The following is a 25,241-nucleotide window of genomic DNA, read 5'->3' on the forward strand; positions in this document are numbered from 1 at the left end:
ATTCATGGTTAAAACAGATTCCAATAACTGTACCAAATATACAAAATTAACGATTGGCATTTTCTTTAGGGTTGTCTTCCGGGTCGCCTAAGCCCAACTCTTCCAACACGTAGTCGGTGTAATCATGACGGGGGTCTAAATAAACCACCACAAAATCACCGGACTTATCATAGATAACCTGTAGTTGATGCTGGCGCGCCACACGTTCCAATGCTTTGTTCAATTTTTCACGTAGGGGTGTGAGCAACTCTTGTTTTTTCAAGAAAATAAGCCCCTCATAGCCAAAAGTTTTTTGCTGCAGCTCGCGCGCTTCTTTTTCTTTTTGTGCAATTTCCTCGAGGCGCTCGCGCTTCATGTCTTCGGTGAGCAGAAGCTCTTCGCTGTTGTATTTGCGCTTCAGCTTTTCTACCTCTTGAAACTTGGCTTCTATTTCTTGTGTAGCCCTCTGCACAAAACGGTCGAAGTCCTGCTGTACCTGTTGGTACTCGGGCATTTTACGCAAGACGAAATTCACATCTACAAAACCAAATTTTTGTGCATGTGCCGAATGTAAACAAGCAAAGAAGAGCAAGAAGCAAAATAAACGAACCATACTTTATCGTATTTGTTGACCTATGGTAAAGTGGAACTGACCGCCATTGGCGCCCGGGTTCCCCGGCACATCATCAAAGCCAACGGCATAATCGATACCGATCATGCCGAAAGCAGGCATCAGGACACGTGCTCCAAAGCCTGCCGAGCGGTACATGTTGAAAGGATTGAAGCGTCCGAAATCTGCCCAGTTGTTGCCGGCTTCTACAAACGACAGTACGTAAATGGTAGCGGCGGGGTTCAATGAAAGCGGATAACGCAACTCCATCACATACTTAGAGAATACAGTTCCACCTGTGCCGGCATTCACACCCGTAGAAAACGGAATAATAGAGTTGTCTTTGTAGCCACGCAAGCCGATGATGTCGGAACCTAACAAGAAATTGAAGCCCGACAAACCGCTTCCCCCTAAGATGAAACGCTCGAACGGTCCCACGCCATTGTCTTTGCTATAGGTCTGCAGAAAACCAAAGTGGGCACGCGTGTTCAATACCAGCTTACCGGCAATAGGCGTAAAGAACGAGGCATCTATCATCCATTTGTGGTATTCTATCCACTTGAAGCGCTCCTGCGGGCTAAGAGCCTCGTAGTTTTTCCTGCCTTCGATGTCATCGAACAAAGAAAAAGGCGGTGTCATGGTTACGTTCAGTGAAATATTCGAACCGGTGCGGGGGAAGGTGGGGTTATCGATGCTGTTGCGTGCCAGCGTAGTACTCAGCGTGATGCTACGCGAAACCCCGTTGTTATATCCCAAACCGGTATTGTAATTGTCGATGGTGTATTGCCGGAAGCTCAAGGCATTACTCAAAACAAAGTAGTCATCGGGGAAATTAAGACGCCGCCCCAAGCTTACGGTAGCACTGGTTACTTGCAAGCCCCCCAACACACGATTGTTAATCACACTGCGCTGCACCGAGTGGCTGAAGTTTACCGAAAAGGCATTGGGCTTTTTCCCGCCCAACCATGGCTCGGTGAAGGTCAAGGAGTAGGTTTGAAAGGCACGTCCGTTGGCTTGAATCCGTAAAGCAAGCTGCTGCCCGTCGCCGGCAGGCACCGGATGCCAGTTGCTCAGCTTACCGGCTTTGCGCAAAGAGAAGTTATTAAAAATCACGCCCACAGTACCTACAAAGCCGATGCCACCACCCCAGCCACCGGACAACTCCAGCTGGTCACTGGGTTTTTCTTCTACGGTATATTTAATATCCACAGTTCCTGTTTCCAAGTGAGGTATGGGTTCTATCTGTATCTTTTCGGGGTCGAAGTATCCCAACTGGCTCAGCGCCTGGTTTGTACGTATAATATCGCGGCGGCTGAATTTACGCCCCGGTATGGTACGTATCTCACGCAAAATCACGTGATCACTGGTGCGGGTATTACCACTGATGAAAATACTATTGATGGTAGCCTGCGGACCTTCATAAATACGCATTTCAATATCGATGGAGTCGCCTTCCGCTTTGATTTCCACAGGGGTAATGCGGAAGAAGAGATAGCCGTTATCCATATACAAAGAGCTGATGTCTTGCTCTGTCAGGCTGAAGTTCAGGCGCTTGTCCAGCTCTTCACGGTCGTAAATATCGCCTTTCTTGATGCCCAACACCTGCGAAAGGTATTCATCGGAATATACAAAGTTGCCTTTCCAAGTGATGTTGCGGTAATGATATTGAGGACCTTCATGTATTTTCATGTAAATATTTACGCGGTTGGGCTTCACAAAATATACGCAGTCTTGCAGTATCTGTGCATCGCGATAACCTTCTTTGCCGTATAGTTTAATAATCCGCTTTTTGTCTTCTTCATATTTTTTAGGCACAAACTTAGACGAGGTAAAAATACGGGGGAAACGTTTCTCTTTAATCTTCATGCGGCGATGCAAACGCTTGTCCGATACTGCTTCGTTGCCCTCAAAAATAATTTCGTCTGCTTTGACCTTCTTGCCCCTGTTTACTTTCAGTTTCAATATCACGCTATTGGAAAGCAAAGTATCTTTCTGCTGAACGGCATCTACCTTCACGGCATAAAAGCCTTTGTCTTTATAGTATTTTTCTACCGTAATCAAAGCGTTTTTTATCAAGGGGTCAGAAATAATCTTCCCTTTAATTGCTTTGATTTTGTCTTGCAGTTTATCGGCATCGCCCCGCTTTACACCTTCAAATTGGATGCGCGATACTCTGGGGCGTTCCTGCAGATAAAGATTCAGATAAACCTTATTGCCTTCGAACTTGGTGGCGGTAATTTCAATATCGCCGAAAAGCCCCGTATCCCATAATTTTTTAATTGCGGTAGCCGTGCGTGTGCCGGGAATTTCCAAGGTATCGCCTACTTTCAAGCCTGCCATGTTGAGTAGGGCGTTGCTATCGAGAAACTTGACGCCACTGATATTGATGCCTGCAATGACGTACTCGCCGGATTGATTCTGTGCATTCGCCAAGTTTGTCAGCAACAATAGGCACACAAGTACCCGGAAACTCTTCAAAAAACGCTGCATTGTATTATTCTGATTTTATTTGTTCACTGATTTTTCCAAAACGCCGTTCTCTTTGCTGAAAAGAACGAATGGCTTCAAACAAATGTTGTTTGCGGAAGTCGGGCCATAAGATAGGTGTAAAATACAACTCTGTGTAAGCCAGCTCCCAAAGCATGAAGTTGCTGATACGCATTTCGCCACTGGTGCGAATGAGTAGCTCGGGCTCGGGCATGAAAGAAGTAGAAAGGTAGCGGCTGATGGTCTGTGCATCGACTGCGGCGGGCTCCAGACGGCCATAACGCACATCTTCGGCCATGCGACGCATGGCTTGTGTAAGGTCCCAGCGTCCGCTGTAGCTTAGAGCCAGGGTCAGCGTCAATCCGCTGTTTTGAGCCGTCAGAGCCATGGCATCTTGCAGTTCTTGTTGCGCTGTTTGCGGCAAATCGCTCAACTGCCCAATGGCCTTCAGGCGCACATTGTTCTCATTGAGTTTTTTTACCTCTTTGCGAATGGTGGATACCAACAAGCTCATGAGGGCATTTACCTCCTGCCGGGGGCGTGCCCAATTCTCGGTAGAAAAAGCGTAAAGAGTAAGGAATTCCACACCGGCTTCGCCACATCCTTCCACCACGGCACGCACTGCCTCCACTGCGTTTTGATGACCAAACACACGGGCTGCCCCTCGTTGTTTTGCCCACCGCCCGTTGCCATCCATAATGATGGCGATATGCTTAGGAACCGCCTGTTTTTTAATATCGTCTAATGAAACCATTCGTGTTGTTCTTTGGAATAAGCCTGCACTCAGACTCTTGCTTTAGAGGCTGCAATTTAGCAAGAATCTTGCATTTATTCTCTTAGCTCTTAAAACTTGTAAAAAGAGGGGCAAGGCTTGGCATAAAAAGTGTAGGTCAGGTGAATTGCCGAAAAGAAATACCAGTCTTTATCGTAGGTGTTGCCGGTATAGTACTTCGCCGGGCGGGCCGGCAACAGGCGGTCGTTGGTGTAGAGGTCGTCCAAATAGTCTGTAAAGGTCTTACGTGCCCCCACTTCTGCGTTTAGATTCCAGTGCTCGCCCAAAACCACCTTCATCCCTACGCCCATAGGTATCGACATCTGGTAAAGGCTATAATCGGGCGACAAGTTTTGCTGGGGGTTCATACGAAAAGCAGCTACGCCCATCATCAGATAGGGACTCCATCCCTGAAAACGGCCGGGGTTGCGATAGTAGAAAAAGTTATACTCAAAAATAGCTGCCACTTCGGTCAACTCCGTGCGAAAGCTGTATTGCCGACGGCGTGCCAGAGGGGTATTCAAATCGCTGTCATGTGCCTCGATGCTCCCATGACTAACGCTAAGGCGGGTAGAGACAGCCTCATTCCAGTTTTGCCGCCACAACACAGAGAAACCCAAACGGGGCGATTGATAGTTGATATAGGGCGCCAGTTCGCCTTTGTAGTTCCAAACTCCCACACCGGCACCTAACTCATGACGCTGCCCATAAGAAAGAGCAGCGCCAAACACAAAGAATATCGTAAGAAGCAGAAAAGTTACTTTTTGCATTAGAGCGCATTCATTTTTTTAATACCAAGTCATTCAAAAGCATCAAGCGGGCATGCACCCGCTGAGCGGCACCTTATCATCTAAACTTAGGACAACGCACCTTTCCGGCAAAAATATACGTCAGCTTAAAGCCCACGGTAATGATTTTATCCAACTCCTTGCTGTTGCCCCGCTGGTCACCACCTCGTCCAAAGCCAATCACCGTGGAGTTGCCCAACTCATCGGTGGTGAGCCCTCCTATGGAGTCGGCTACCGGCTGGAAATTACGCGTTTTGCCGGTGATGGGATCCACCGTTTCGGTGGTGCGGTTGGCCATAATCACCGCCAAAGGTCCCACTTGCTCCAAGAGGTCACGCGGATCGGCATAGTTGCCACTTACATCGTCCAGGTAATCGGTAAAGGTATAGTGATATACGAACTCAAAGCTCAAATCCAAGTTATCTGTCAGTTTATAGCGCACACCCGCCCCGAAAGGCACCGAAAATTGAATCAAAGAATACGGTTTATCAGGATACTTCAGGTCAGGATTATAGCGGGGGGTAAGTCCTTGCCCTTCGGTGCGCAGGGGTTGCAGAGCCACCCACTTTCCATCGGGAGTCATCCCTTTGGGGTTATGATAAAAAGCCCCCACCCCAACAAAAGCATAAGGGCGCCACATGGGCCGACGGTAAAAATACCCACGGGAAGGCACCAAATCTACTGCCAAACGCACCGACAACTCAAATACGTCATTGCGGAAGTTGGCATTGCGCAAATAGCGGTATTTATGCTGTTGATCGTTGGGGTCTGCATTACGAAAGTCCGAAGCCATGATGCGCAAGTAATCAAATTCCGCTTCCACTTGCATGCGGCTGTTGAAACGCCGTGCCACGCCCGCCATCACACTGGGGCGTGTATATGAAATGTTCGTACTGGCAGGGTTATCATCCGGCGCCAAGTCGCCAAAGTAGTTAGCAGCCCCTACACCTCCATAAATAGCCCAATAGTTACCACCACTATTGATTTGCTGCGCTTGAGCACTCCAAAGTGCGCTTGCAATGCAAAAAAACATCAAACAGAACGTGCGCATCATCTTGTCTTTAATTTTTAGAACTCTTCAAAAATTGTGCCTTCTTGTACTTTTCCATCAACTACACTAAAACCTCCCCATTCAAAGGTATAAAAAGAATAGAATAAGCTCAAGTATTTTCGTTTAAAAACTTCCACTTTCAGCCAAATCCGTTAAATTGCTTACGTTCAACTAAATAATAAGGTTATGCAGCGAATATTAACAACCCTCTTTTTGAGCTTGCTGAGCAGCTGGCTTTATGCCCAGTCGCACAGCTGCTGTCTGGACGCCACCCGTGCTTTTGCCGCCTTTGCCGCAGACAAAAACTTTAACAGCCGGCACGAAAGCCCGCGCCCTTACCGGCACGTGAGCGACATAGGAAAAGACATCACCTTTCCCGTGGCCGGTGGACAGCCCGCCCACGCCTACGAGCTGCGGGTAAAAGGTCCATCTCATCTATGGCTCTTTGTTTTTCACGAATGGTGGGGCCTCAACGACCATATCAAAAAAGAAGCCGAAAAGCTATACCACGACCTGAACGGGCAAGTGAACGTTCTGGCTTTGGACCTTTACGATCGAAAAGTAGCCGATACACGCGAGGAAGCGGCCCGGCTCATGCAAAACGCTCAAGAGGCACGCATCCGGGCAATCATTCGCGGTGGCGCAGCCTATGCAGGCAAGAAAGCGCGCATAGCCACCATCGGGTGGTGCTTTGGCGGCGGATGGTCTATGCAGGCAGCCTTGATGCTGGGCAAGCAAGCACGCGCTTGCATCATATACTATGGCATGCCGGAGCAAAATGTGGAAAAGCTCAAAGAGCTGCAGGCACCTGTCTTGGGCATCTTTGCCAAGCAAGACCGCTGGATTACCCCCGAAGTGGTAAAAACTTTTGAACAGGCGATGCAGGAGGCCGGCAAGTCCGTAGAGGTGCATTTGTACGATGCCGACCACGCCTTTGCCAATCCAAGCAACCCGCGTTATCAAAGCGAAGCTACGGCACAGGCCTATGAACAAAGCTTGCGCTTTTTGAAAGCACACTTGCTTGAAAAAGGCAAATAAAGCCTCACAAAAAAAGGGAGCCTTATCCGGCTCCCTTTATCCATTTGATAGCAAAGCTGCTCTTATTGCTCAGAAGCACTTGCTTTCACCGCATTGAACAATACCATCCGCAGCTCATTGTCGCGCAGGGTATTGGTCACATCGCTCACTACCCCCATTTTCACGTCTTTATCTATTTTAAGCGATACAATCATCTTTGCACGCTTTTCCAAAGGCAGGGCTGCCTGCTCTTCCAAGAGCAAGGGGGCAATGGCACTGGGTTCAAGCAGTACATCGTTCACCTGTACACGCGGCTCCGAACCATAAGCGGCCTTGTTGATAGGCGGTCCGATGTACACATAGCTCACCACGGTGGGGTCATCTATCGACTGTATCTGGCTTGCATGCGGTAGTTCTTGCTCTACGAGTACCTGCTCAGGTTTGAGCTGAGTGGTCACCATAAAGAAGAACAAGAGCATGAAGATAATGTCGGGTAGCGCCGCCGTGGGTATATCCTGTTTTGCTTTTGTTTTCTTCTTAAAATGCCCTTGCATGATTATTTCTTTTTATTGGGATCAGCAATCGAAATCATCATCGGGATACGCTCTTTCACCTGCTGATACTTTTGTTTCATATCGGGCGGGAGCTTATCCTCTTTGATAGCCAAGTATTGCTCTACGGTAATACCCAAGGCTTCGGCCCGGGCCTCATGATAAGCCTGCTTCACCCGGTCCAACACTTTGATATACATATCGTAGCTGGTGCCACGGTCCACTTTGATGGAAACCACCGCTTTTTGGGGGCTGTCTGAAAGTTTGGGGTCGCGCCCGTTGTTGGTAATATGACGCTTCACCGCATCTTTCAGATTGGCCAAATCCATGATTTCATCCTCTACCAGCAACTCGTCGTTGCGGTTTACCAGTATTTTAAAGAGGTTGCGGTCATTGATTTCCTTTTGCACCTGTTCCTGATTGGGGTCCTTCTTGGCAGGCAAGACCATGGGAATCCCCTCTTCGGCGGGGAACTGGGTCGTTACCAAGAAGAAAATCAGCAACAGGAAAGCAATATCGGCCATGGCTCCTGCACTAATCTCCGGTGCTTGTCTTTCTTTTTTTGCCATGATGCTGATTATCTAAGGATACGTAATACTTCGGTAACAATGATGCTCAGGAAAGCGACCGCCAGCAATATATAGAAGGTAATGATAACGCCTCCATATAATTTGATAGAACCGGCGGTGACGCCGAAACGCTCTGCCAGCTGTGCCGGCACGTCAGAACCGGCTACAGCCCAGCCAATCAGGAAAACAACGCCCAAGGCCAAGATGCCGATGCCGGTCTTGGCTAACTTCTTGGGGTCCGGATTGGTTACGATGGGCAGGAAGATAGCCAGTACTGCTGCCAAGCCAATGGCTATGTAAGCCACAATCACTAAGATGTTGACACTGGCAGGCACCTCCGCTCCTCCTTGCGCATAGGCGAGGTTGGATATATTGGCGATACCCCAAAGGGCAAGTATATTCAAAATTCTTTTCATAACATCTTGAAAATTAAGATTTAGAGAAAGGGAAGAAGGCATTACTTCAACAAGCCAGCTTTATGACGCACCAAGAGGTCAACCAAGCTAATAGAAGCATCTTCCATTTCATTTACCATGCTGTCGATTTTCGACACGCAGTAGTTATAGAAGATTTGAAGAATCACACCTACAATCAAACCACCAATGGTAGTCAAAAGAGCCACCTTGATTTCACCGGCAATCAAAGAAGCATCGAGGTTACCGGCCTGCTGGATTTTGTCGAAAGCGGCTACCATACCCAATACAGTACCCATGAAACCAAGCATAGGTGCAATGGCAATGAAAAGAGAAACCCATACAAGACCACGCTCCAGCTTACCCATGATTACCGAACCGTAAGCCAGTACAGATTTTTCTACCATTTCGATGCCTTCGTCTATGCGCATCAAACCTTGAGCGAACAAAGAGGCTACAGCACCCTTATGGTTTTGAGCTACTTTCAATGCACCGTCGGTACCTTGTGTTTTGAGTGCTTCTTCAATTTCAGTCAAAAGCTTCTTGGTGTTGGTAGAGCTCAGGTTCAAGTAAATGATACGCTCAATAGAGATAGCCAAACCAAGAATCAAGCAGACGAGGATGATAGACATGAACTCTACCCCACCCTCGATAAACTTCTCAAGTACAAACTGATGGAAAGAAGGCTCTTCTGCTTTTGTTTCTTCTTGTGCGGTAGCTTCTTGTGCGGTAGCTTCTGTTTCAACCGGTGCCACTTCTTCGGTGGTAGCCGCAGTGTCCGTACTTACTGCTTCTTCGGTAGCAGCGGTGGTGTCGGTTTCAGTTTGAGCAAACACGGGAGCTTGCACGTACAAAAGACCGGCTAAGGCGAAAATAGAGAATAGCTTTTTCATACTCAACACTTTAGTTGTTTAAACGCTTGAATTTAGAACCATGAATCGATTTAAAAATAAATAGCAGAGAGGACGGGATTCGAACCCGCGATCCCGGTTTTCCGGGATACACGCTTTCCAGGCGTGCGCCTTCGACCACTCGGCCACCTCTCTGTACTTCTTCAAAAGAAGCCGAAACAAAAGCAAATCAAGCCTTGCTTCGAAGCTTCCGATGCAAATATGATTATTTTCCTAATTACATGCAAATTTTGTTTGGTGGTATCTTCATGTACCATCATTTGGTTATTTCACCACGCACATTCTCTTTGATTAGTCTTTTCACTTCTTCTTTAGGGCATTCTTTTCCGAGTAAAAACATCAGCTTCGTGATGGCTGCCTCCACAGTCATGTCTTCAGCGCTTAAAATACCCATTTTTTCCAATGTATGGCTGGTTTCATAGGTTCCCTGCACCACACGCCCCCCATAACACTGCGATACATTCAGCAAAATCTTATCAGCTTGTAAGGCTTTTTCCAAAAGTCTTAAAAAACCGGGATTTGTGGGGGCCGTTCCCGAGCCGTAGGTCTGCAAAACCACTGCTTTGGCGGCAGAATGCAGCAACACAGCCTCCATCAAAGGCAGCGGCATGCCCGGGTATAAACGCAGCAGTGCCACGGATGGGTCAAATTGCTTGTGCACCCGCAGAGAAGCGCCGGCAGGATAGGGCAAAATGTAGCTGTCCTGAAAGCGGATACGGATGCCGGCTTTTGCCAAAAAGGGATAATTGGGCGAATCAAAGGCATCGAAATCCTCGCTTTCCACCTTTTTCACCCGGTTGCCACGCCATAGGTGATAGTCGAAATACACGCACACCTCCGGCACACGCGCACGCCCGTCGGGGTGCTTCATGGCAGCAATTTCCAGGGCAGTAATCAGGTTGGAACGTGCATCGTTGCGCGCCTCGCCAATGGGCAATTGAGCCCCGGTAAAGATGATGGGTTTTTGCAGGTTTTCGAACATAAAGCTAAGTGCCGAAGCACTATATGCCATGGTGTCGGTGCCGTGCAAAATAACGAAGCCGTCATAGGCATGGTAGTACTGCTCGATGATAGCAGCCCACTCTTGCCAATGCGCGGGGGTGATATTGGCTGAGTCGAGCAGTGGTGTGAGTGTAAGCACCGTAATGCGAAAGTCGAAACGACGCAGCTCGGGCAGCCGTTCCAGTATTTGACTAAAATCGAAAGGCACCAGATATTGCCCGGAGGGGTCGTACTGCATGCCTAAGGTACCGCCCGTGTAAAGTACCAAGATATGAGCGCGGGGCGGCTTGGGCAAAGCGGTGTCTATTTCTATGAGCTGATCTACCGGCATAGGCTATTGTTTTTTAGAAAAGAAAAGGCGCTGTACATTCTCTTCGGTCTGTTTGGATAGCTGCTCAAGCGGCATATCCATCAAAGCAGCTACACGTTGCGCAATCAAGGGGATATAGGCGGGCTCGTTTCGCTTGCCCCTGTAAGGAACGGGGCTTAAATAAGGCGCATCGGTTTCCAAGAGGATGCGCTCCGGGTTCAGATACGGCACCACCCGCTCCATACCTGCTTTTTTGAAGGTGGTCACACCGCCCAAGCCCACATAAAAACCGAGTGCTTCGATGCGGGATGCCTGTTCTGCCGTGCCGGTAAAGCAATGAAAGACACCACGCAAAGAACCATCTTGTAATTGCTCCAGCAGTTCAATGGTTTCATCCATAGACTCGCGGCAATGGATAATCAAGGGCAGGTCCAAACTTTTTGCCCAGCTTGCCTGTATTTTAAATGCTTCCAGCTGCTGCTCCCAAAAGGTGGTATCCCAATAGCGGTCGGTGCCCATCTCCCCTATTGCCACAAAAGGGCGACGCTGCAGCCACTCTTCCACCACGCGCAGCTCTTCTTCGAAATCTGCCTTGACCGAACAGGGGTGCAACCCCATGGCGGCAAAGCAATGCCCGGGATAGGCAGCTTCGAGCTGCAACATATCATCTATGGACGTGCGGTCGATGTTTGGCAGAATAATACGGCGGACGCCCTGCTCAAAAGCACGCGTTATGGTTTGCGTCCGGTCTTCGTTGAACTGTTGGAGATACAAGTGGCAATGTGTGTCTGTCCAATGCATGCTTGAATGGTATTTTTTACTTTTCGAGGAGGTAAATAAAACAAGAATTGCCGGTGATTCCTACCGGCAACTGTCCACTTGCCGCTTATTCGAAACGCAAATGCTTCACCGACTCGCCCGAAATTGCCAGTTCTGTGAGCGAATCGATACCTATTTGCAAGTGCACCGGTGCAAATTGGCGCGTTACGTGCTTGTCGCTCTCCGAGGTTTTCACCCCTTCGGGAATCATGGGCACATCGGATACCAGCAGCAAAGCGCCATGCGGTATTTTATTGACAAAACCAACGATAAACAAAGTGGCGGTTTCCATATCGATGCCCATCACCCGGGTTTTGCGCAAATACTCTTTAAAAGCCACATCATGCTCCCACACCCGGCGGTTGGTGGTATATACCGTGCCGGTCCAATAGTCCATGTCGTTTTTTACAATCATGGCAGAGACTGCCTTTTGCAGGCGGAACGAAGGCAAAGCCGGAATTTCAGGGGGCATGTAGTCGTTGCTGGTACCTTCGCCCCGTATGGCAGCAATGGGCAGGATGAGGTCGCCCACGGCAATGTCTTTTTTCAGTCCACCGCATTTTCCCAAAAACAAAACAGCCTTGGGACTCACTGCCGAAAGCAAGTCCATGATAGTAGCCGCCATGGCACTCCCCATGCCAAAGTTCACAATGGTAATCAAGTCGGAAGAAGCTGTTTGCATGGGCTTGTCGAGCCCGCGTATGGGCACATTAAACTTTTCGGCAAACATTTCCACGTAATTGTGGAAATTGGTGAGCAAAATATACTCTCTGAACTCCTCCAAGGGGGTGCCGGTATAACGCGGCAACCAATCTTTCACAATCTCTTCTTTCGTTTTCATGTGGTTTATGTTTTTTTAGGTTGAAAATAAATGAGTAATTATATGCCAAAACCTCCCAAGGACTTCCGGGGAGGTGCTAAAGCATGAATTCCTGAAAGAGGAATTATATTTGTGTGTTTACGTCTTTTTTCCAGGCGCGTGCCATGAGCCACAACCCGCCCAAGACGGCAGGGATACTTAGAATCTGCCCCATATTGAGCGGCAGTTGGTCTTCAAAAGGCACCTGGTTGTCTTTGACAAACTCTACCAAAAAGCGGAAGCCAAAAACCATCACCAGGAACAAGCCCAGCAGTGCCCCTTGCGGCAGCTTACTTTGGTGCTTTTGATAAATGCGCCAGAGTACATAGAACGTAAAGAAATAAAACAGCGACTCATAGATTTGGGTAGGATGCCGGGCAAAGTCTTCGCCATTGCGCACAAAAATAAAACCCCAAGGTAAGTCGGTCGGTTTGCCCACAATTTCCGAGTTCATCAAGTTGCCCAGGCGTACAAACCCGCCACCCAGCGCTACGGGAATCACCACCCGGTCTGTTACCCATAAAAAGGGTTGGTCCGGACGGGAACGGCTATACAGATACAAAGCTGTGAGTATGCCAATGGCTGCCCCATGGCTGGCAAGCCCACCCTCCCATATCTTCAAAATTTCCACAGGATTCGACAAATAATAGTCGGGCTGATAAAACAGACAGTGCCCCAAGCGAGCCCCCACTATGGTGGCTATGATAACATAGACCGTCAACTTATCCAGGTCTTTTTCGGGCTTGCCTTCTATTTTAAATATCTTGGCAAGGATGTTTGACCCCAGCAAGAAAGCAATGGCAAACATGAGTCCATACCAGCGAATCTCCCTGCCGAATATTTCAACGATGGCGGGGTCCACATCCCAACGGATAAAGAGTAAATCCATAAGCAGTTCTTTTGCCCAAAGATAGCAGTTCAAAGGCAAAAAAGAAAAATTATTCGCTACACCTCACAAGCCGCCCTTCTGCTCACTCTGTCTGTTCGTAGAGATAACTCAACTCTTGCTTCGATACAAAAACCACTTTTTCGGGGTGTTTCAACCAGGTAGGAAGCAAGGCAGCATAGCGCGCATGAATTGCCTTCCGGCGCAGTTTCATGGTAGGCGTCAGCAAGCCGTTGTCCACTGTCCACTCTTCGGGCAGAATGATGACTTTTTCTATCTGCTCCACATCGGAAAGCTCGCTATTCACACGGTTCATGGTTACTTCCATACCTACTTTTAACACAATATCCGGCTCTTTCTGCCCTGCCTCCGAGAGGGTAACCAAGGCAACCGGCTGCAACAATCCTTCGCCAACCACGCACACCTGTCCAATATTTTCATTCAGTGCAAAAAGCGGTTCAATATTATTGGGATTCACAAACTCCCCTTTTACCGTCTTGAACTCATCGCTCAGACGTCCTTCCAGCACCAGGTGCCCATCTTCGGTAAGATGCCCCCGGTCGCCTGTATGAAACCATCCTTCGGCATCGATGGCTTGGGCAGTCTTATGGCTGTCGCGATAGTAGCCGATGAACATCCAAGGGGCTTTTACAATAATTTCGCTGCTATCGGGGTCAATGCGCAGTTGCACCATAGGGAAAGGCTTGCCCACCGTACCGGGGCGCACATCGCCCTTTCGGTGCATGCACACAGCCGCTGCCATCTCGGTGATTCCATAGACTTCTTGTATCTCAAGACCCAGCTCACCAAAGAAACGATGCAGGTTTGCCGGCATGGGTGCGGCGCCCGTCATCACCAAGCGCACCTTATGCAAGCCCAGCCCTTGCAGTATTTTTTTCTTTATCAATCGGTTGAGCAGCGGCATTTTCAAAAGCAGCTTCAGACGCCATGCAGGCATCTTACTCATAATGCCTTCATAAAACTTTTGCCATACGGCAGGCACTGCCAAAAAGTGTGTAGGCGCCGTGTTTTGCAGATTGTACAAAAAAGTATCGCGGTTTTCATAGAAAGAAACACTGCCGCCACTTTCAAGACTGAAAGCCTCTACGACAGCCCGTTCGGCAGAGTGCGCCAGCGGTAAGTAGGAAAAGAAACGGCAATCGTCTTCCAGCTCCAACAGCGGGCGGTTCGCTTCCAGACAAATAGAGATGGCAAAATGGGTGAGCTTGCCCCCTTTGGGGTGCCCCGTGGTGCCGGATGTGTAAATGAGTGTAAACAAATCGTCGAAATCGACGTTGGGATAACCCTCTACGGGCAAATAGTTTCCTCGAATATGTTCCCAGCTCTCGAGCCCCATAATATTGGAATCGGGCAGAGCCAAAATATGCTTTACGGCAAATTGCGCATCATAGAAGCGCTTCCAGTTCTCCAGCTTGCCTACCAGCAGCAGCTTGATGTCTGAGTCTTTGATGATATACTCCAGCTGTTTCCGGCTGATGTTGGGATAAATGGGCACCGATACGTAACCGCCCATCATGATTGCCAAGTCGGCAATAATCCAATAGGCATGGTTCTTGGCAAGCAGCCCGATGTGGTTGCCACGTTTCAAGCCCAGAGAAGCGAAGTAGGCAGCCATGCGGCGCGCCTCTTTGCCCACCTCTGCAAAAGTCATTTCTTTCCACTTTTGCCCGTAGGGCTGCCGCAGATAGACTCTATCGGGGCACTCACGCTCCCATCTGTAAAATTTATCCAACAGGGTTTCTTTGGGCTTAATGCCCTCTATAAAATGGGGAACACTACTGCCCGCTTGGGATACCTCTTTCATAGGTCATGCTTTTTTAGATAGGTAAATTCAAGATAAGTTTTTTTCTTAGCTTGTCCAAAAAATACTAAACCAATAGTTTAAACATGAACAAGTTCGACGGGAAGCAACAAAAACGCGCCCAACAGGCATGGGTACTCTATGACTGGGCAAACTCGGTTTTCTCTTTGGTTATCACCTCTACTATTTTTCCTATTTATTACGAAGCCATTGTGCAGGACCGGTTGCTGCATGTTGCCGGTGTGCAAGTGTCGGGCTCGGCTCTTTTTTCTTATACCATTTCTGCTGCCTTTTTATTGGTGGCTGTTCTTTCGCCTTTTTTAACAGCCATTGCGGATTATAGCGGCTGGCGCAAACAATTCATGCAGCTGTTCTGCTATCTGGGCAGCCTTGCCTGCATGGGGCTTTATTTCTTCGAAGACATCGACAGCCTGCCTTGGGGACTGGGTGCTTTTTTGCTGGGCTTGGTGGGCTTTAGCGGCAGCATTGTTTTTTACAATTCCTACTTGCCTCGCATTGCCCCGGAAGAAGATTATGACCGTTTGAGTGCCCGTGGGTTTGCCTGGGGCTATGTGGGCAGTGTATTGCTGCTGGTGATTTGCTTGTTGCCCATCTTGCAGCCGCAGTGGTTTGGCAACATCGACAGTGGCACGGCTTCCCGCCTTGCCTTCGTGCTTACGGGTTTATGGTGGATGGGCTTTGCACAAATCACTTTCCGGGGGCTGCCCAACGACCATAGCCGCCACGACGATACCAAACACTGGATCTTGAACGGCTTGCGTGAGTTGCGCAAAGTCATTCATGAAATCAAATACCAAAAGCTGCTCAAGCGCTTTGTGTTGGCGTTCTTCTTTTTTACCATGGGCTTGCAAACGGTGATGTACGTAGCCACTCTTTTTGGCACCAATGAACTGAAGCTGTCTGCCGACAAGCTCATTATCACCATTCTCATTTTGCAGCTGATTGCGGTGCCCGGCGCGCATTTGTTTTCTTACATTTCCTCCTTATGGGGCAATGTGCGTGCCCTGCAAATAGCACTCATCGTTTGGGTGGGGGTTTGTGTGGCTGCTTACTACACATACACCGAATGGCAATTTTATGGTTTGGCTGCGGTGGTGGGCTTACTCATGGGCGGCACACAGGCACTGGCACGGGCTACCTATGCCAAGCTCATGCCCGACGACACCGACGATACTGCCTCCTATTTCAGTTTTTATGACATTAGTGAGAAGCTGGCCATTGTGTTGGGTACTTTTACTTATGGTTTTATAGACGACCTCACCGGCACCATGCGCAACAGTGTGCTGGCTCTCATGTGCTTTTTCCTGATAGGTTTTCTTTTGCTTTGGCTGGTGCCCTCGCGCAAGGTGTACCGTTTTTCGCTGAAAGAAATAGCAGCCAAAGCATCATCATAAAAAAGCCGCCGGTAAGAAACTTTTTTGTTTGTTCAGGGTTTAGTTACTTTGTACAGACAATGACTTTTTCAACCGATAATCTTAAAATGACCGATTGCTATGGCTATAATGATAACAGATGAGTGCATCAACTGTGGTGCATGCGAACCGGAATGCCCCAACACAGCGATTTATGAAGGTGGTGTGGAATGGCGCTGGGCAGATGGCACCGCTCTCGAGCAAGTAGAACTGGAAGACGGCACCGTGGTGGATGCTCATGAACCGCAGCCCCCTTTGTCGGATGAGTTCTACTACATTGTGTCCGGTAAGTGCACCGAGTGCGTAGGCTTCCATGAAGAACCCCAATGCGCGGCTGTGTGCCCGGTGGACTGCTGCGTGGAAGACCCCGACTACGAAGAAACCGAAGAAGAACTGCTTGCCAAAAAAGCTTGGCTGCACGGTGAATAAATCACCACAAATGCATTCGCGCTATCAAAATAAAGGCTGTTTCCGTAATGAGCAGCCTTTTATTTTTTTGGCTGCCTGCATTTGATTTTCTTTTTCTAAGTTTGTGTATCATCTCTTGCCAAAAACAAACGCAAATTCTATGAAAATACTGGCTGTAGGTAAAAACTATGCGGCGCACATCGAAGAAATGAAAAGCGCCTACGATAAGTTTTCAGGTGAACCGGTGATTTTTCTAAAGCCTGACACTGCACTTCTGCGCAACAATGCCCCCTTCTACTACCCGGATTTCAGCAAAGAAATACACCACGAAGTGGAAGTCATCGTCCGTATATGCAAAGAAGGCAAGCACATAGAAGAACAATTTGCCCACAAATACTATGACGCCGTAGGCTTGGGCATTGACTTCACGGCGCGCGACATACAAGCCAAGCTCAAACAAAACAGTTACCCTTGGGATATAGCCAAAGGATTCGACGGCTCGGCACCTGTTTCGGAATGGATTCCGAAAGAAACGTTTGCCGACCTGCAAAACCTCAACTTTCATTTGGAAGTGAACGGTGAAGTGCGCCAAAAAGGCAACACTTCGATGATGATTTTTAAAATAGACTACCTCATTGCCTACCTCTCGCGCTTTTTCACACTTAAAACCGGCGACATCATTTTCACCGGCACGCCTTCGGGCGTAGGCCCCGTGGCCATCGGCGATCGCCTGACCGCCTATCTGGAAGGGCGTAAAATGTTGGATTTCGAAATTAAATAACCCCTCACCCTATGCTTTTTTCACGGCTTGTGTGGCGTCTGCTGCTCACGGCCTGCCTGCTTGTTCCGGGCAGGCTGCTGCCGGCTCAGCCTTCGGAATACAGAACGGACTGGCTTTATCCGTTGCCCGAAGAGTACCGCTACCTTACAGGCAATATGGGCGAGCTGCGCAACAACCATTTTCACGGTGGTTTAGACATACGGGCCCCCATAGGCACCCCTGTCTATGCTTCTGCCGACGGCTATGTAAGCCGGGTAAAGGTATCGAGCAGTGGATACGGGCAGGTGGTGTATTTGCTTCACCCTCAAAGCCGCCACATGAGCGTATATGCCCATTTGAGCGACTTTGCCCCCAAAATCAAAGCATATGTGCGTAAAGCACAATATGCCCAAAAATCGTTTTTTGTAGAGCTGTTTCCTTTGCCTGAACTGTTGCCTGTCAAAAAAGGGGAAGTAATAGGTTATGTGGGCAACACCGGTTTTTCATTTGGTCCACACCTGCATTATGAAATACGCAATGTCAACGACAACGTATTGGACCCTCAGCGCTTCTTCCCGTGGCTGATGCCCGACCGGCGCCCGCCACATGTGCAGGCAGTGGCCATCATGCCTTTGCGCGCCCACAGCCGCATACAACAAGGCATTGAGCGCCGTGTGTTTGGTGTAGTGCACAAAGGCAATGGGCAATATGAAGTGCCTTACGCCATCAGTGCTTACGGTGCCATAGGCTTGGAAGTAAGCGCATGGGATTACATGACGGCCGCCCAACACCGTTATGCCATACGCAGCCTGCGTTTGGAAGTGAACGGCAAACAGCTGTTTGCCTGGCGACTCGATGATTTCCCCATGGGCGAAACCTTTTCTATCAACCGGCACATCAACTATGATGTATATCTCAAAACAAGAGCGCTGTTTCAACGCTGTTACCTGACCCCTGACAACCGGCTGGGCATCTATCAAGGTGACGGCATTCTGCACATAGAAGCAGGGAAAAACTATGAGGTGCACATCGTATTGCAAGATGCCGGTGGCAATGAAAGCAGCATCCGTTTGCGACTTTACGGGCAAAAGCCGCAGGCCGTCACACCTGTCAAGCTGCCCATCGTAGCCACCCCCCGCCTCGACTGGGATATTGAAGAGCACGGGCGCCTGCACATGAGGCTCAGCGGCATTGGTGAGCCACCCCCTTTTTTGCTGGTCTATCGCAATGGCTTGCCTTTCAAAGTACCACTGGCAGCCATCAGCTACCCCAAGGCTGTTTATCTGTGGGACATCGCCGACGGCATCCCCGACTGGGCTGAAGCCGGTACGGAACGCTTTTACTTTCCATATCATCTTTTACCTGCCGGCAAAGCCGATACACTGCACTTCCCCAAGCTGCGCTTATATGTGCATCCATACAGCTGCTATGCTCCGCTATACGTGAAAGTGGGCGAAACGGCACCGGGACAGCTGCAAATTGGTGAAGCCCGCCAACTGCTGGCACACTCCATCACCGTGGCTTATGCGCCGGGAAGGCCTCTGCGGGCCGGCGAGTGCTTGTATTATGTAAACGGAAGCCGGTTTTCGAAGGTGGAAGCAGTACGCCAAGCAGGCGACAGCCTGTATTTTGAAGCGCAGCGCTTGGGCGAATACCGACTCATAGAAGACCGGCAGCCCCCTGCCGTGCATTTGTTGCGTCGCACCACCCGGCAACTCTTTTTCCGTGTAAGTGATAACCTGGCAGGCATTGAGCGCTTCGAAGCCTACCTCAATGGTCAGTTTCTATTGATGGAATATGAGTCTAAAAACCGCACCCTATGGACTGACCCGGAACGAAAAGAGCCACTACGAGGCCGTTTTGAGCTGCATGTGTGGGACGGCGCCGGCAACCGGCAGACAGTACGCCTGAACCTCTAAAAAAACAGGCATAAAGTTGCCACTTTCATTGTAGATGCGTTTTTTATTTCCTAATATGAAAAAAACAAACGTACCATGACCAGGCAGCCATCTCCTTTCAAAAGCTATTTTGGCAGACTATCGTTTATTCATAAAGCCATCAGCATAAGCGCTACCGGCATAACAGCCGTGCTTTTTTTCTTGACCAATGGTGGTAACACCCCAGCCGGCGCTCCGACCAACAGTCCCATCATGTTGTATATTTTGAGCTTCGCCTTGTTGTCGCCGGCGGTCATTTATATGGTGGTAGTAAGGAAATTGACAGAAAGCGCCAAGGCAGTGGCCTCGCCTGCTGTCAAAGCAAAGCGTTATCAAGTGGCACTGTTAGTGCTTTGGGCAGGCCTCGAAGGGGGCACCATGATTTCTGCTGTCTTAGGCTTTATCAATAAAAACCCTTGGTTCTTCATACCGGCAATTCTTTTGATAGCCGTATTGCTCAGAGCCTTTCCTTCCAAAGCGAAGATGCAAAATGATTTGGCGCTGTCGCAAGAAGAAATGGATGAAATAGAGAAAGAAGCAAATGCCTTGTAACAAAGCATGCTTGCAAGCACTTCCTTGCCGCCCGGTGTGTTACATATAAAAAACCTGTTTCCCGCCATGAAAAAGCAGCTTTTGGTTGACCGTTGTATGCAGCAAATACACCGCACCCACTTGTTGTTGCTCATAGCACAAGTTGTATTTACCGCTTTCTGTTATTTCGAGATTGAAATAGAGCATGTACTGCACCCTCACCCGGCACTCAATATAGCCTTTGGTATATTGGTGCCCCTGCTCACGCTTGCCATGGTAATGGCTGTACGCATGCTGGCACAAACCAAGTTAAAAAGCATACAAAGCACATCTTCAATAGAAAAAAAGGTGAAGCTATACAGCCAAATGCTCATGGTTACCTATGGTGTTGTGAGTGGAACCATCCTTTTTGTATTGCTTGCCTTTTGCGTCACACAGCATTGGTTTTTCTTTGTGGCCGCCCTGGCCGTGGTGGTTTTCTTTGCCATGATGTATCCTACTCGTAAAAAGATGTATGCCGATTTGGCTTTGAGCCGCACCGAACGCCAAATACTTGAACGTCTCTACACGATGCCCGGCGCTTCTTCCGCCCGGCAGTCTTCCTTTTAAGGTTTAGACACCCGCCGCGTAGCCGCTCCGGTGTGCTGCCCTGGCAGCTGTCTTTTGGCAAAACACTGCCTGCATGGCTCAAGCTGTTTTTGTTTAACCACCGCGCGTGAGTTTTTCTTAAATTGCCCATCCGATTGTCCTACACTTGAAACATGCCCATGCTGAGTGCTTATCTGCAGTATTTGTTGCGTGCCAAAGACGAACATAGTCTTCACTCGCCCTTTGTTTTCGATTTTTATTTGAAGGTCATCAAAGCACGGGAAGCTTACTATGCCTTCGACGAGATAGAGCAACTACGCCACCGGCTTTTGCAAGACCATCGACTATTGGAATTAAAAGGTTTCGGGGCAGGCTCTCGCCATCCGTCGGACAAACGGCTGTATAAGCTGGTAAAGCGTGCCGCAGCCCCTGCCAAACTGGGCAGGTTGCTCTTCCGGGCTGCTCTTTACATGCACGCCCGCACCATCGTAGAATTGGGCACGCATGTGGGCATTGCTACGGCATATTTAGCCAAATCATCCACGCAAGCGCGCGTATATACATTCGAAGGCGAAAGCAGCCTGCTGCAAGTAGCTCAAGAGAATTTTCGTTCACTGAACTTGCACAACATCACAACCATAGAAGGCAACATAGACGAGACACTTCCGCAGCACCTGCCCGGCATACAACGCATCGACTTGCTTTACATAGATGCCAACCATCGTTATGAACCGACCATGCGCTATGTAGAGCAGTGCTTGCCTTACTTGCACGAAGACAGCCTGGTGGTTTTGGATGACATCCATTGGTCTGCCGGAATGGAAACGGCATGGCAAAAGCTACACCGGCAGGCACAGTTTGGCATTAGCATTGACTTGTTTCGCTGTGGGCTGCTTTTCTTACGGCAAAAACAACCTAAACAACACTTTATACTGCATTTTTAATTCTTTCGCATGACGACCACACCCCAAAACCAAACAATGGACCCAAACAATACGCAACCTCTGAAACTGACCGACTGGCTGGCTTTGGAAAGAACGCAGCTGGCCAATGAGCGTACTTTTTTGGCTTACTTTCGCACTTTTGTAGTCTTTCTTAGCTCCGGCTTTGCCATACTGAAGGTAGAAGTGCTTCAGGAAGTCAGGGAATTGGGATGGGCTTTGCTGGTGTTGGCGCCTTGTCTGTTGCTTGTAGGTATTTACAGGTTTTTGCATGTTAAAAGAAAACTGAAAAAATTTTACCGGAACCAAACAGGCAGTTGACCGCTGTCATTGTGCCCCTGTTTGAATGTGTGTAGCTTCGTTCTCGATACCTTAGAAGCAGACACACACTATATGGCAAAGACAGAACAACAACTGCGGTGCTATCACTGTGGTGATGCATGTAGCAAATCTACTGCCTTGCACTACGACGACAAAGTCTTTTGTTGTCAAGGATGCGAAGCTGCCTATCGTCTTTTGCAAGACAACGGGCTCTGCGACTATTACAAGTTGAGCGAGGGCGCGGGCATAAAGATAGAGCACGACAGCTGGGAAGATAAATACGCTTTTCTTGACAGCGAAGAGGTGGTAAACAGCCTGCTTGACTATCGCGACGAACAGTTGGCGGTAGTGCGCCTCTATATTCCCACCATTCATTGCAGTTCTTGCATTTGGTTGCTCGAGCATTTGCCCCGCCTGCAAGAGGGCATAGAAGAAGCGCGCCTTTTCTTTTCCAAAAAAGTGTTGCAATTGCATTACCGTCCGGATGTCTTGTCACTCAAAGAGGTAGCCGTATTGCTGGCACGCCTGGGCTATGCGCCTCTGATACGTATGGACAATGCAGCGGCAGAAGAGAAGCGCCCCACTACCGATTACCGCTTGTACTGGAAACTGGGGCTGACCGGCTTCTGTGCCGGTAATATTATGCTGCTAAGCTTCCCGGAATACTTCTCCCTGCAAGAGATTGTAGAAGGGCAATACCTGCGCTTTTTTCAATACTTGAATGCCGCACTGGCGCTCCCGGCTTTCTTTTACGGGGGCAGCGACTACCTGCGTGGTGCCCGGCACTCGTTGCGCAACTTCTTTTCGGGCAAAGACCGGCAGCTAAGCTTGGACGTCCCCCTGGCACTGGGCATGTGGGCGCTTTTATTGCGCAGTGCTTACGATACCTTTGTGGCCGGTCAAGCCGGCTATTGGGACAGCCTGGCCGGCTTGGTTTTCTTCCTGCTCATCGGCAAGTGGATACAAAACAAAACCTACGAACACCTTTCTTTCGAGCGGGATTACCGTTCTTATTTCCCCCTTGCCGTACAGCGCAAAAGCCCACAGGGCTATTACCGCAGCGTGCCTATACGACAAGTGGACAAAGGTGATGTGCTGCGGCTGCATCACGAAGAGGTACTCCCCTGCGACAGCGTGCTGCTTAGTGGCAAGGCTTATTTGGACTACAGCTTCGTAACGGGCGAATCGCGTCCGGTGGAAGCTCACCAAGGTGAGCGCCTCTATGCCGGTGCCAAGGTGATAGGACAAGCCATTGAAGTGCAAGTAGAAAAGCCCGTAGAGCAAAGCTACCTGGTATCACTTTGGGACAACTTCCGCAAAGAACGCCCTGCTCAAAGGCGTTTTGTAGATGTGGTGGCACAGTATTTCACCTTCGCCACGCTGACACTGGCTGTGCTGTCTTCTGTCATTTGGTACTGGCTTTCACCGGATAGCCCGCATTGGTGGATGGTGGGCAGTGCCGTGCTCATTGTGGCGTGTCCTTGTGCACTTTCGCTCTCCACACCCTTTACCTTAGGTGCCGCCATGACCGTACTTGCCAAACGGGGGCTGTTTGTTCGTAACCAAGAGGTAATTGAGCGCTTGCGCGAAGTGCAACATATCGTCATGGACAAAACAGGCACCTTGACGGAGAGCAGCCGCAGCGATGTGGAATGGCAAGGGCAGCCGCTCAACCACAAAGAAAAACAACTTTTGGCTTCTTTGGTGGCACAGTCTTCGCATCCCTTGAGTCGCAGCATCGCTCAACTGCTGGGCAACATTCCTCTGCTGGAAGTAAGTAACTTTCGCGAACAAAAAGGTGCCGGCATCGCAGCCGAAATAGCCGGTGACATCGTTCGCATGGGCAGCGCTGCTTTTGTGGGTTTGTCTGCCGCGCCCCAAAGTGCCGAAAGCTATGTGTATGTAGCCATCAATACGCGAATAGCCGGTTTCTTCCGGGTGCGTCCGGTGTATCGTCAAGGGCTGGGCGAAGTGTTGCGCTCGTTACGCACCATGGGGTACCGGCTCAGTCTTTTGTCCGGCGACCATGCCCACAGTGCCAAGTTGTTCAGTCCGTTTTTCAAAGCGGAAGAAATGCACTTGGAGCAAAGCCCGCACGACAAAAGCCGCTTTATTGAAAGTTGCCAACAAGCCGGCGAAAAGGTGTTGATGCTGGGCGACGGCCTGAACGATGCGGGCGCCTTGCAGCAAAGCGACGTGGGCATGGCCATTTCGGAAGAGATACATGCCTTTTCCCCTGCCTGTGATGCCCTGCTTCGTGCCGATGCCTTCGAGCAACTGCCCCATATTTTACGATATGCGCGCGCAAGCCGCTATGTCGTATATACCAACCTGGCACTCTCGCTCATTTATAACTTGATAGGTATTTCCTGGGCAGTGAGTGGTGCGTTGTCGCCGGTAATAGCAGCCATCTTGATGCCGCTAAGCTCGGTATCGGTGGTAGTAGTAGCCACGCTTGGTGCTCAATGGTTGGGCTTCAGGCATTTTTCTAAAATCAACTCAAAAAAACAGTAGCCATGTCTGTAATTATTTTATTGGTCTTGGTCAGCACAACGGTAGCTGCTTTGTTTGTAGGCGTTTTCTTTTGGGCTGTACGCAGTGGGCAGTACGAAGACACAGAAAGCCCTGCCGTACGCATTCTTTATGAAGACAAGCCCAAAGAGCACACCTCTGTGCAGCCAAGCGGTGCAAAAACATAAAGTTGCGAACCATTGCACCGCTGCAAAGCGTCTTATGAACGCAAAAAAACAAAGACGCAATGCAGGATACACCTAACATAGGCAAATGGCTCATGCTGGTAGGGGGCAGTTTGTTTTTATTGGGCTTGTTGTGGTGGGCTGCCGGCCGCTTCTTTTCTTTTGGCAAACTGCCCGGCGACATCATCATTAAGCGCGAAAACTTTACCTTTTACTTCCCCTTGGCCAGCTCCCTGCTCTTGAGCCTGCTGCTGTCTCTGGTCTTATGGCTGATTGGACGGATGCGTTAGGGCTTACTCCAACGCTGCAATTCTATCATGTTTCCCTCGGGGTCCCGCATATAACACCAAGTTACTTTTGCACCGTTGCGGGCCGTGAGCGTTACAATATCGCCCACGGCACTGCCCCCATGCGCTATCACTTTCCGGCGGATAGCCGCTACGTCCTCCACTTCAAAGGCAATGTGGGTGTAGCCCGGACGGTTCACCGCAGCGGGCAGACTTTCTTGTAGGTTGTTATACGAAAAGATTTCAAGCGTAGGCCCCTCTTCCCCCCAGCCGGGCAGGCGCAGATGTACGCCCTCCAAAATAGCCCCTTCTATGCCGGTGGCACGCTCCAGGTCTTCCCCTTCATAATGACGCTCGGGGGGCACAGGCACACAGCCAAATACATTGATATAAAAATCTGCCAAACGGCGCCAGTCTTTGGCTATCAAATTGGTGTGAACGTATCGCATAAACCATTTGATTTCTTCCGGTAGAAAAATTTTAAAAGACTATG

27 protein-coding genes and 1 tRNA gene are annotated in these 25,241 nt (G+C 49.4%); 12 read left to right on the top strand and 16 right to left on the bottom strand.

The window, feature by feature from the left end; genetic code table 11:
• Positions 1 to 46: 46 nt before the first annotated feature.
• The 5 genes from K384_RS10045 to K384_RS10065 form a co-directional block, all read right to left on the bottom strand.
• Positions 47 to 592: an OmpH family outer membrane protein gene (locus tag K384_RS10045; RefSeq protein WP_038031955.1), complete on the bottom strand. Its 546-nt coding sequence runs from the start codon at positions 590 to 592 to the stop codon at positions 47 to 49.
• Between the two features lie 3 nt (positions 593 to 595).
• Positions 596 to 3,079 carry an outer membrane protein assembly factor BamA gene (gene bamA, locus K384_RS10050; protein ID WP_038031957.1) on the bottom strand — a complete coding sequence of 828 codons (2,484 nt, stop codon included), beginning with the start codon at positions 3,077 to 3,079 and terminating at the stop codon, positions 596 to 598.
• A 4-nt stretch (positions 3,080 to 3,083) separates the two neighbouring features.
• A complete protein-coding gene (locus tag K384_RS10055) occupies positions 3,084 to 3,830 on the bottom strand; it encodes an isoprenyl transferase (protein ID WP_038031960.1) in 747 nt (248 codons plus the stop codon).
• An 89-nt stretch (positions 3,831 to 3,919) separates the two neighbouring features.
• Positions 3,920 to 4,618 (bottom strand): type IX secretion system protein PorG, encoded by a 699-nt coding sequence (gene porG / locus K384_RS10060; RefSeq protein ID WP_051633313.1) that lies wholly within the window; start codon positions 4,616 to 4,618, stop codon positions 3,920 to 3,922.
• Positions 4,619 to 4,694: 76 nt separating this feature from the next.
• Complete coding sequence (locus K384_RS10065) at positions 4,695 to 5,690, bottom strand: outer membrane beta-barrel protein (RefSeq protein WP_051633314.1); 996 nt, start codon at positions 5,688 to 5,690, stop codon at positions 4,695 to 4,697.
• 183 nt (positions 5,691 to 5,873) lie between these two features.
• Here K384_RS10065 and K384_RS10070 point away from each other — a divergent pair, with 183 nt between their 5' ends.
• Complete coding sequence (locus tag K384_RS10070) at positions 5,874 to 6,725, top strand: dienelactone hydrolase family protein (RefSeq protein ID WP_038031962.1); 852 nt, start codon at positions 5,874 to 5,876, stop codon at positions 6,723 to 6,725.
• A 62-nt stretch (positions 6,726 to 6,787) separates the two neighbouring features.
• On the opposite strand, the gene K384_RS10075 is transcribed toward K384_RS10070, so the two are convergent.
• The 10 genes from K384_RS10075 to K384_RS10120 form a co-directional block, all read right to left on the bottom strand.
• Positions 6,788 to 7,258 (bottom strand): ExbD/TolR family protein, encoded by a 471-nt coding sequence (locus tag K384_RS10075; protein WP_038031965.1) that lies wholly within the window; start codon positions 7,256 to 7,258, stop codon positions 6,788 to 6,790.
• Positions 7,259 to 7,260: 2 nt separating this feature from the next.
• On the bottom strand, positions 7,261 to 7,824 hold the full coding sequence (locus tag K384_RS10080) for an ExbD/TolR family protein (RefSeq protein WP_038031966.1): 564 nt from the start codon (positions 7,822 to 7,824) through the stop codon (positions 7,261 to 7,263).
• Between the two features lie 8 nt (positions 7,825 to 7,832).
• Positions 7,833 to 8,240, bottom strand: coding sequence for a hypothetical protein (locus tag K384_RS10085; protein WP_051633315.1), 408 nt, complete (start codon positions 8,238 to 8,240; stop codon positions 7,833 to 7,835).
• Positions 8,241 to 8,281: 41 nt separating this feature from the next.
• Positions 8,282 to 9,130, bottom strand: coding sequence for a MotA/TolQ/ExbB proton channel family protein (locus tag K384_RS10090; RefSeq protein ID WP_038031968.1), 849 nt, complete (start codon positions 9,128 to 9,130; stop codon positions 8,282 to 8,284).
• A gap of 64 nt (positions 9,131 to 9,194) precedes the next feature.
• Positions 9,195 to 9,283, bottom strand: a tRNA-Ser gene (locus K384_RS10095).
• 121 nt (positions 9,284 to 9,404) lie between these two features.
• Positions 9,405 to 10,481: an asparaginase gene (locus K384_RS10100; protein ID WP_038031970.1), complete on the bottom strand. Its 1,077-nt coding sequence runs from the start codon at positions 10,479 to 10,481 to the stop codon at positions 9,405 to 9,407.
• A gap of 3 nt (positions 10,482 to 10,484) precedes the next feature.
• Positions 10,485 to 11,261: a TatD family hydrolase gene (locus tag K384_RS10105; RefSeq protein ID WP_038031971.1), complete on the bottom strand. Its 777-nt coding sequence runs from the start codon at positions 11,259 to 11,261 to the stop codon at positions 10,485 to 10,487.
• A gap of 85 nt (positions 11,262 to 11,346) precedes the next feature.
• Entirely contained in the window at positions 11,347 to 12,120 is a 774-nt protein-coding gene (locus K384_RS10110; RefSeq protein ID WP_038031972.1) for an AMP nucleosidase, read from the bottom strand.
• Positions 12,121 to 12,223: 103 nt separating this feature from the next.
• On the bottom strand, positions 12,224 to 13,027 hold the full coding sequence (gene lgt, locus K384_RS10115) for a prolipoprotein diacylglyceryl transferase (protein WP_038031974.1): 804 nt from the start codon (positions 13,025 to 13,027) through the stop codon (positions 12,224 to 12,226).
• Positions 13,028 to 13,109: 82 nt separating this feature from the next.
• Positions 13,110 to 14,849 (bottom strand): AMP-dependent synthetase/ligase, encoded by a 1,740-nt coding sequence (locus K384_RS10120; RefSeq protein WP_051633316.1) that lies wholly within the window; start codon positions 14,847 to 14,849, stop codon positions 13,110 to 13,112.
• Between the two features lie 83 nt (positions 14,850 to 14,932).
• Here K384_RS10120 and K384_RS10125 point away from each other — a divergent pair, with 83 nt between their 5' ends.
• The 11 genes from K384_RS10125 to K384_RS10175 all read left to right on the top strand — a co-directional run bounded on the left by K384_RS10125 (position 14,933) and on the right by K384_RS10175 (position 24,751).
• Complete coding sequence (locus K384_RS10125; RefSeq protein ID WP_051633317.1) at positions 14,933 to 16,261, top strand: MFS transporter; 1,329 nt, start codon at positions 14,933 to 14,935, stop codon at positions 16,259 to 16,261.
• A 99-nt stretch (positions 16,262 to 16,360) separates the two neighbouring features.
• Positions 16,361 to 16,708 carry a 4Fe-4S dicluster domain-containing protein gene (locus tag K384_RS10130; protein ID WP_038031976.1) on the top strand — a complete coding sequence of 116 codons (348 nt, stop codon included), beginning with the start codon at positions 16,361 to 16,363 and terminating at the stop codon, positions 16,706 to 16,708.
• 139 nt (positions 16,709 to 16,847) lie between these two features.
• A complete protein-coding gene (locus K384_RS10135; protein ID WP_038031977.1) occupies positions 16,848 to 17,468 on the top strand; it encodes a fumarylacetoacetate hydrolase family protein in 621 nt (206 codons plus the stop codon).
• Positions 17,469 to 17,479: 11 nt separating this feature from the next.
• Entirely contained in the window at positions 17,480 to 19,366 is a 1,887-nt protein-coding gene (locus tag K384_RS10140) for a M23 family metallopeptidase (RefSeq protein ID WP_038031979.1), read from the top strand.
• A gap of 75 nt (positions 19,367 to 19,441) precedes the next feature.
• A complete protein-coding gene (locus K384_RS10145; protein ID WP_038031982.1) occupies positions 19,442 to 19,936 on the top strand; it encodes a hypothetical protein in 495 nt (164 codons plus the stop codon).
• Between the two features lie 66 nt (positions 19,937 to 20,002).
• Positions 20,003 to 20,524, top strand: a complete 522-nt coding sequence (locus tag K384_RS10150) for a hypothetical protein (protein ID WP_157630130.1) — start codon at positions 20,003 to 20,005, stop codon at positions 20,522 to 20,524.
• Between the two features lie 152 nt (positions 20,525 to 20,676).
• Positions 20,677 to 21,447, top strand: coding sequence for an O-methyltransferase (locus K384_RS10155; RefSeq protein ID WP_084147201.1), 771 nt, complete (start codon positions 20,677 to 20,679; stop codon positions 21,445 to 21,447).
• A gap of 36 nt (positions 21,448 to 21,483) precedes the next feature.
• On the top strand, positions 21,484 to 21,765 hold the full coding sequence (locus K384_RS10160) for a DUF202 domain-containing protein (RefSeq protein ID WP_038031987.1): 282 nt from the start codon (positions 21,484 to 21,486) through the stop codon (positions 21,763 to 21,765).
• A 72-nt stretch (positions 21,766 to 21,837) separates the two neighbouring features.
• Positions 21,838 to 24,279: a heavy metal translocating P-type ATPase gene (locus K384_RS10165; protein WP_038031989.1), complete on the top strand. Its 2,442-nt coding sequence runs from the start codon at positions 21,838 to 21,840 to the stop codon at positions 24,277 to 24,279.
• Between the two features lie 2 nt (positions 24,280 to 24,281).
• The gene (gene ccoS / locus K384_RS10170; protein ID WP_038031992.1) at positions 24,282 to 24,464 is read left to right on the top strand and encodes a cbb3-type cytochrome oxidase assembly protein CcoS; all 183 of its coding nucleotides are present in this window, start codon (positions 24,282 to 24,284) and stop codon (positions 24,462 to 24,464) included.
• A 59-nt stretch (positions 24,465 to 24,523) separates the two neighbouring features.
• Complete coding sequence (locus tag K384_RS10175; protein ID WP_038031995.1) at positions 24,524 to 24,751, top strand: DUF2905 domain-containing protein; 228 nt, start codon at positions 24,524 to 24,526, stop codon at positions 24,749 to 24,751.
• Here K384_RS10175 and K384_RS10180 read toward each other — a convergent pair.
• Positions 24,748 to 25,197 (bottom strand): VOC family protein, encoded by a 450-nt coding sequence (locus K384_RS10180; RefSeq protein ID WP_038031997.1) that lies wholly within the window; start codon positions 25,195 to 25,197, stop codon positions 24,748 to 24,750. The two genes, K384_RS10175 and K384_RS10180, sit on opposite strands and share 4 nt — an antisense overlap.
• Positions 25,198 to 25,241: the final 44 nt, after the last annotated feature.

The organism is Thermonema rossianum DSM 10300, assembly GCF_000426825.1.
In the GTDB taxonomy this organism is placed as follows: Bacteria; Bacteroidota; Bacteroidia; order Cytophagales; family Thermonemataceae; genus Thermonema; species Thermonema rossianum.

What these genes read in the sequence shown, in the direction of transcription:
- K384_RS10045 (WP_038031955.1), bottom strand. Translation starts at nt 592, where the DNA reads ATGGTTCGTTTATTTTGCTTCTTGCTCTTCTTTGCTTGTTTACATTCG.
- bamA (WP_038031957.1), bottom strand. Translation starts at nt 3,079, where the DNA reads ATGCAGCGTTTTTTGAAGAGTTTCCGGGTACTTGTGTGCCTATTGTTG.
- K384_RS10055 (WP_038031960.1), bottom strand. Translation starts at nt 3,830, where the DNA reads ATGGTTTCATTAGACGATATTAAAAAACAGGCGGTTCCTAAGCATATC.
- porG (WP_051633313.1), bottom strand. Translation starts at nt 4,618, where the DNA reads ATGCAAAAAGTAACTTTTCTGCTTCTTACGATATTCTTTGTGTTTGGC.
- K384_RS10065 (WP_051633314.1), bottom strand. Translation starts at nt 5,690, where the DNA reads ATGATGCGCACGTTCTGTTTGATGTTTTTTTGCATTGCAAGCGCACTT.
- K384_RS10070 (WP_038031962.1), top strand. Translation starts at nt 5,874, where the DNA reads ATGCAGCGAATATTAACAACCCTCTTTTTGAGCTTGCTGAGCAGCTGG.
- K384_RS10075 (WP_038031965.1), bottom strand. Translation starts at nt 7,258, where the DNA reads ATGCAAGGGCATTTTAAGAAGAAAACAAAAGCAAAACAGGATATACCC.
- K384_RS10080 (WP_038031966.1), bottom strand. Translation starts at nt 7,824, where the DNA reads ATGGCAAAAAAAGAAAGACAAGCACCGGAGATTAGTGCAGGAGCCATG.
- K384_RS10085 (WP_051633315.1), bottom strand. Translation starts at nt 8,240, where the DNA reads ATGAAAAGAATTTTGAATATACTTGCCCTTTGGGGTATCGCCAATATA.
- K384_RS10090 (WP_038031968.1), bottom strand. Translation starts at nt 9,130, where the DNA reads ATGAAAAAGCTATTCTCTATTTTCGCCTTAGCCGGTCTTTTGTACGTG.
- K384_RS10100 (WP_038031970.1), bottom strand. Translation starts at nt 10,481, where the DNA reads ATGCCGGTAGATCAGCTCATAGAAATAGACACCGCTTTGCCCAAGCCG.
- K384_RS10105 (WP_038031971.1), bottom strand. Translation starts at nt 11,261, where the DNA reads ATGCATTGGACAGACACACATTGCCACTTGTATCTCCAACAGTTCAAC.
- K384_RS10110 (WP_038031972.1), bottom strand. Translation starts at nt 12,120, where the DNA reads ATGAAAACGAAAGAAGAGATTGTGAAAGATTGGTTGCCGCGTTATACC.
- lgt (WP_038031974.1), bottom strand. Translation starts at nt 13,027, where the DNA reads ATGGATTTACTCTTTATCCGTTGGGATGTGGACCCCGCCATCGTTGAA.
- K384_RS10120 (WP_051633316.1), bottom strand. Translation starts at nt 14,849, where the DNA reads ATGAAAGAGGTATCCCAAGCGGGCAGTAGTGTTCCCCATTTTATAGAG.
- K384_RS10125 (WP_051633317.1), top strand. Translation starts at nt 14,933, where the DNA reads ATGAACAAGTTCGACGGGAAGCAACAAAAACGCGCCCAACAGGCATGG.
- K384_RS10130 (WP_038031976.1), top strand. Translation starts at nt 16,361, where the DNA reads ATGGCTATAATGATAACAGATGAGTGCATCAACTGTGGTGCATGCGAA.
- K384_RS10135 (WP_038031977.1), top strand. Translation starts at nt 16,848, where the DNA reads ATGAAAATACTGGCTGTAGGTAAAAACTATGCGGCGCACATCGAAGAA.
- K384_RS10140 (WP_038031979.1), top strand. Translation starts at nt 17,480, where the DNA reads ATGCTTTTTTCACGGCTTGTGTGGCGTCTGCTGCTCACGGCCTGCCTG.
- K384_RS10145 (WP_038031982.1), top strand. Translation starts at nt 19,442, where the DNA reads ATGACCAGGCAGCCATCTCCTTTCAAAAGCTATTTTGGCAGACTATCG.
- K384_RS10150 (WP_157630130.1), top strand. Translation starts at nt 20,003, where the DNA reads ATGAAAAAGCAGCTTTTGGTTGACCGTTGTATGCAGCAAATACACCGC.
- K384_RS10155 (WP_084147201.1), top strand. Translation starts at nt 20,677, where the DNA reads ATGCCCATGCTGAGTGCTTATCTGCAGTATTTGTTGCGTGCCAAAGAC.
- K384_RS10160 (WP_038031987.1), top strand. Translation starts at nt 21,484, where the DNA reads ATGGACCCAAACAATACGCAACCTCTGAAACTGACCGACTGGCTGGCT.
- K384_RS10165 (WP_038031989.1), top strand. Translation starts at nt 21,838, where the DNA reads ATGGCAAAGACAGAACAACAACTGCGGTGCTATCACTGTGGTGATGCA.
- ccoS (WP_038031992.1), top strand. Translation starts at nt 24,282, where the DNA reads ATGTCTGTAATTATTTTATTGGTCTTGGTCAGCACAACGGTAGCTGCT.
- K384_RS10175 (WP_038031995.1), top strand. Translation starts at nt 24,524, where the DNA reads ATGCAGGATACACCTAACATAGGCAAATGGCTCATGCTGGTAGGGGGC.
- K384_RS10180 (WP_038031997.1), bottom strand. Translation starts at nt 25,197, where the DNA reads ATGCGATACGTTCACACCAATTTGATAGCCAAAGACTGGCGCCGTTTG.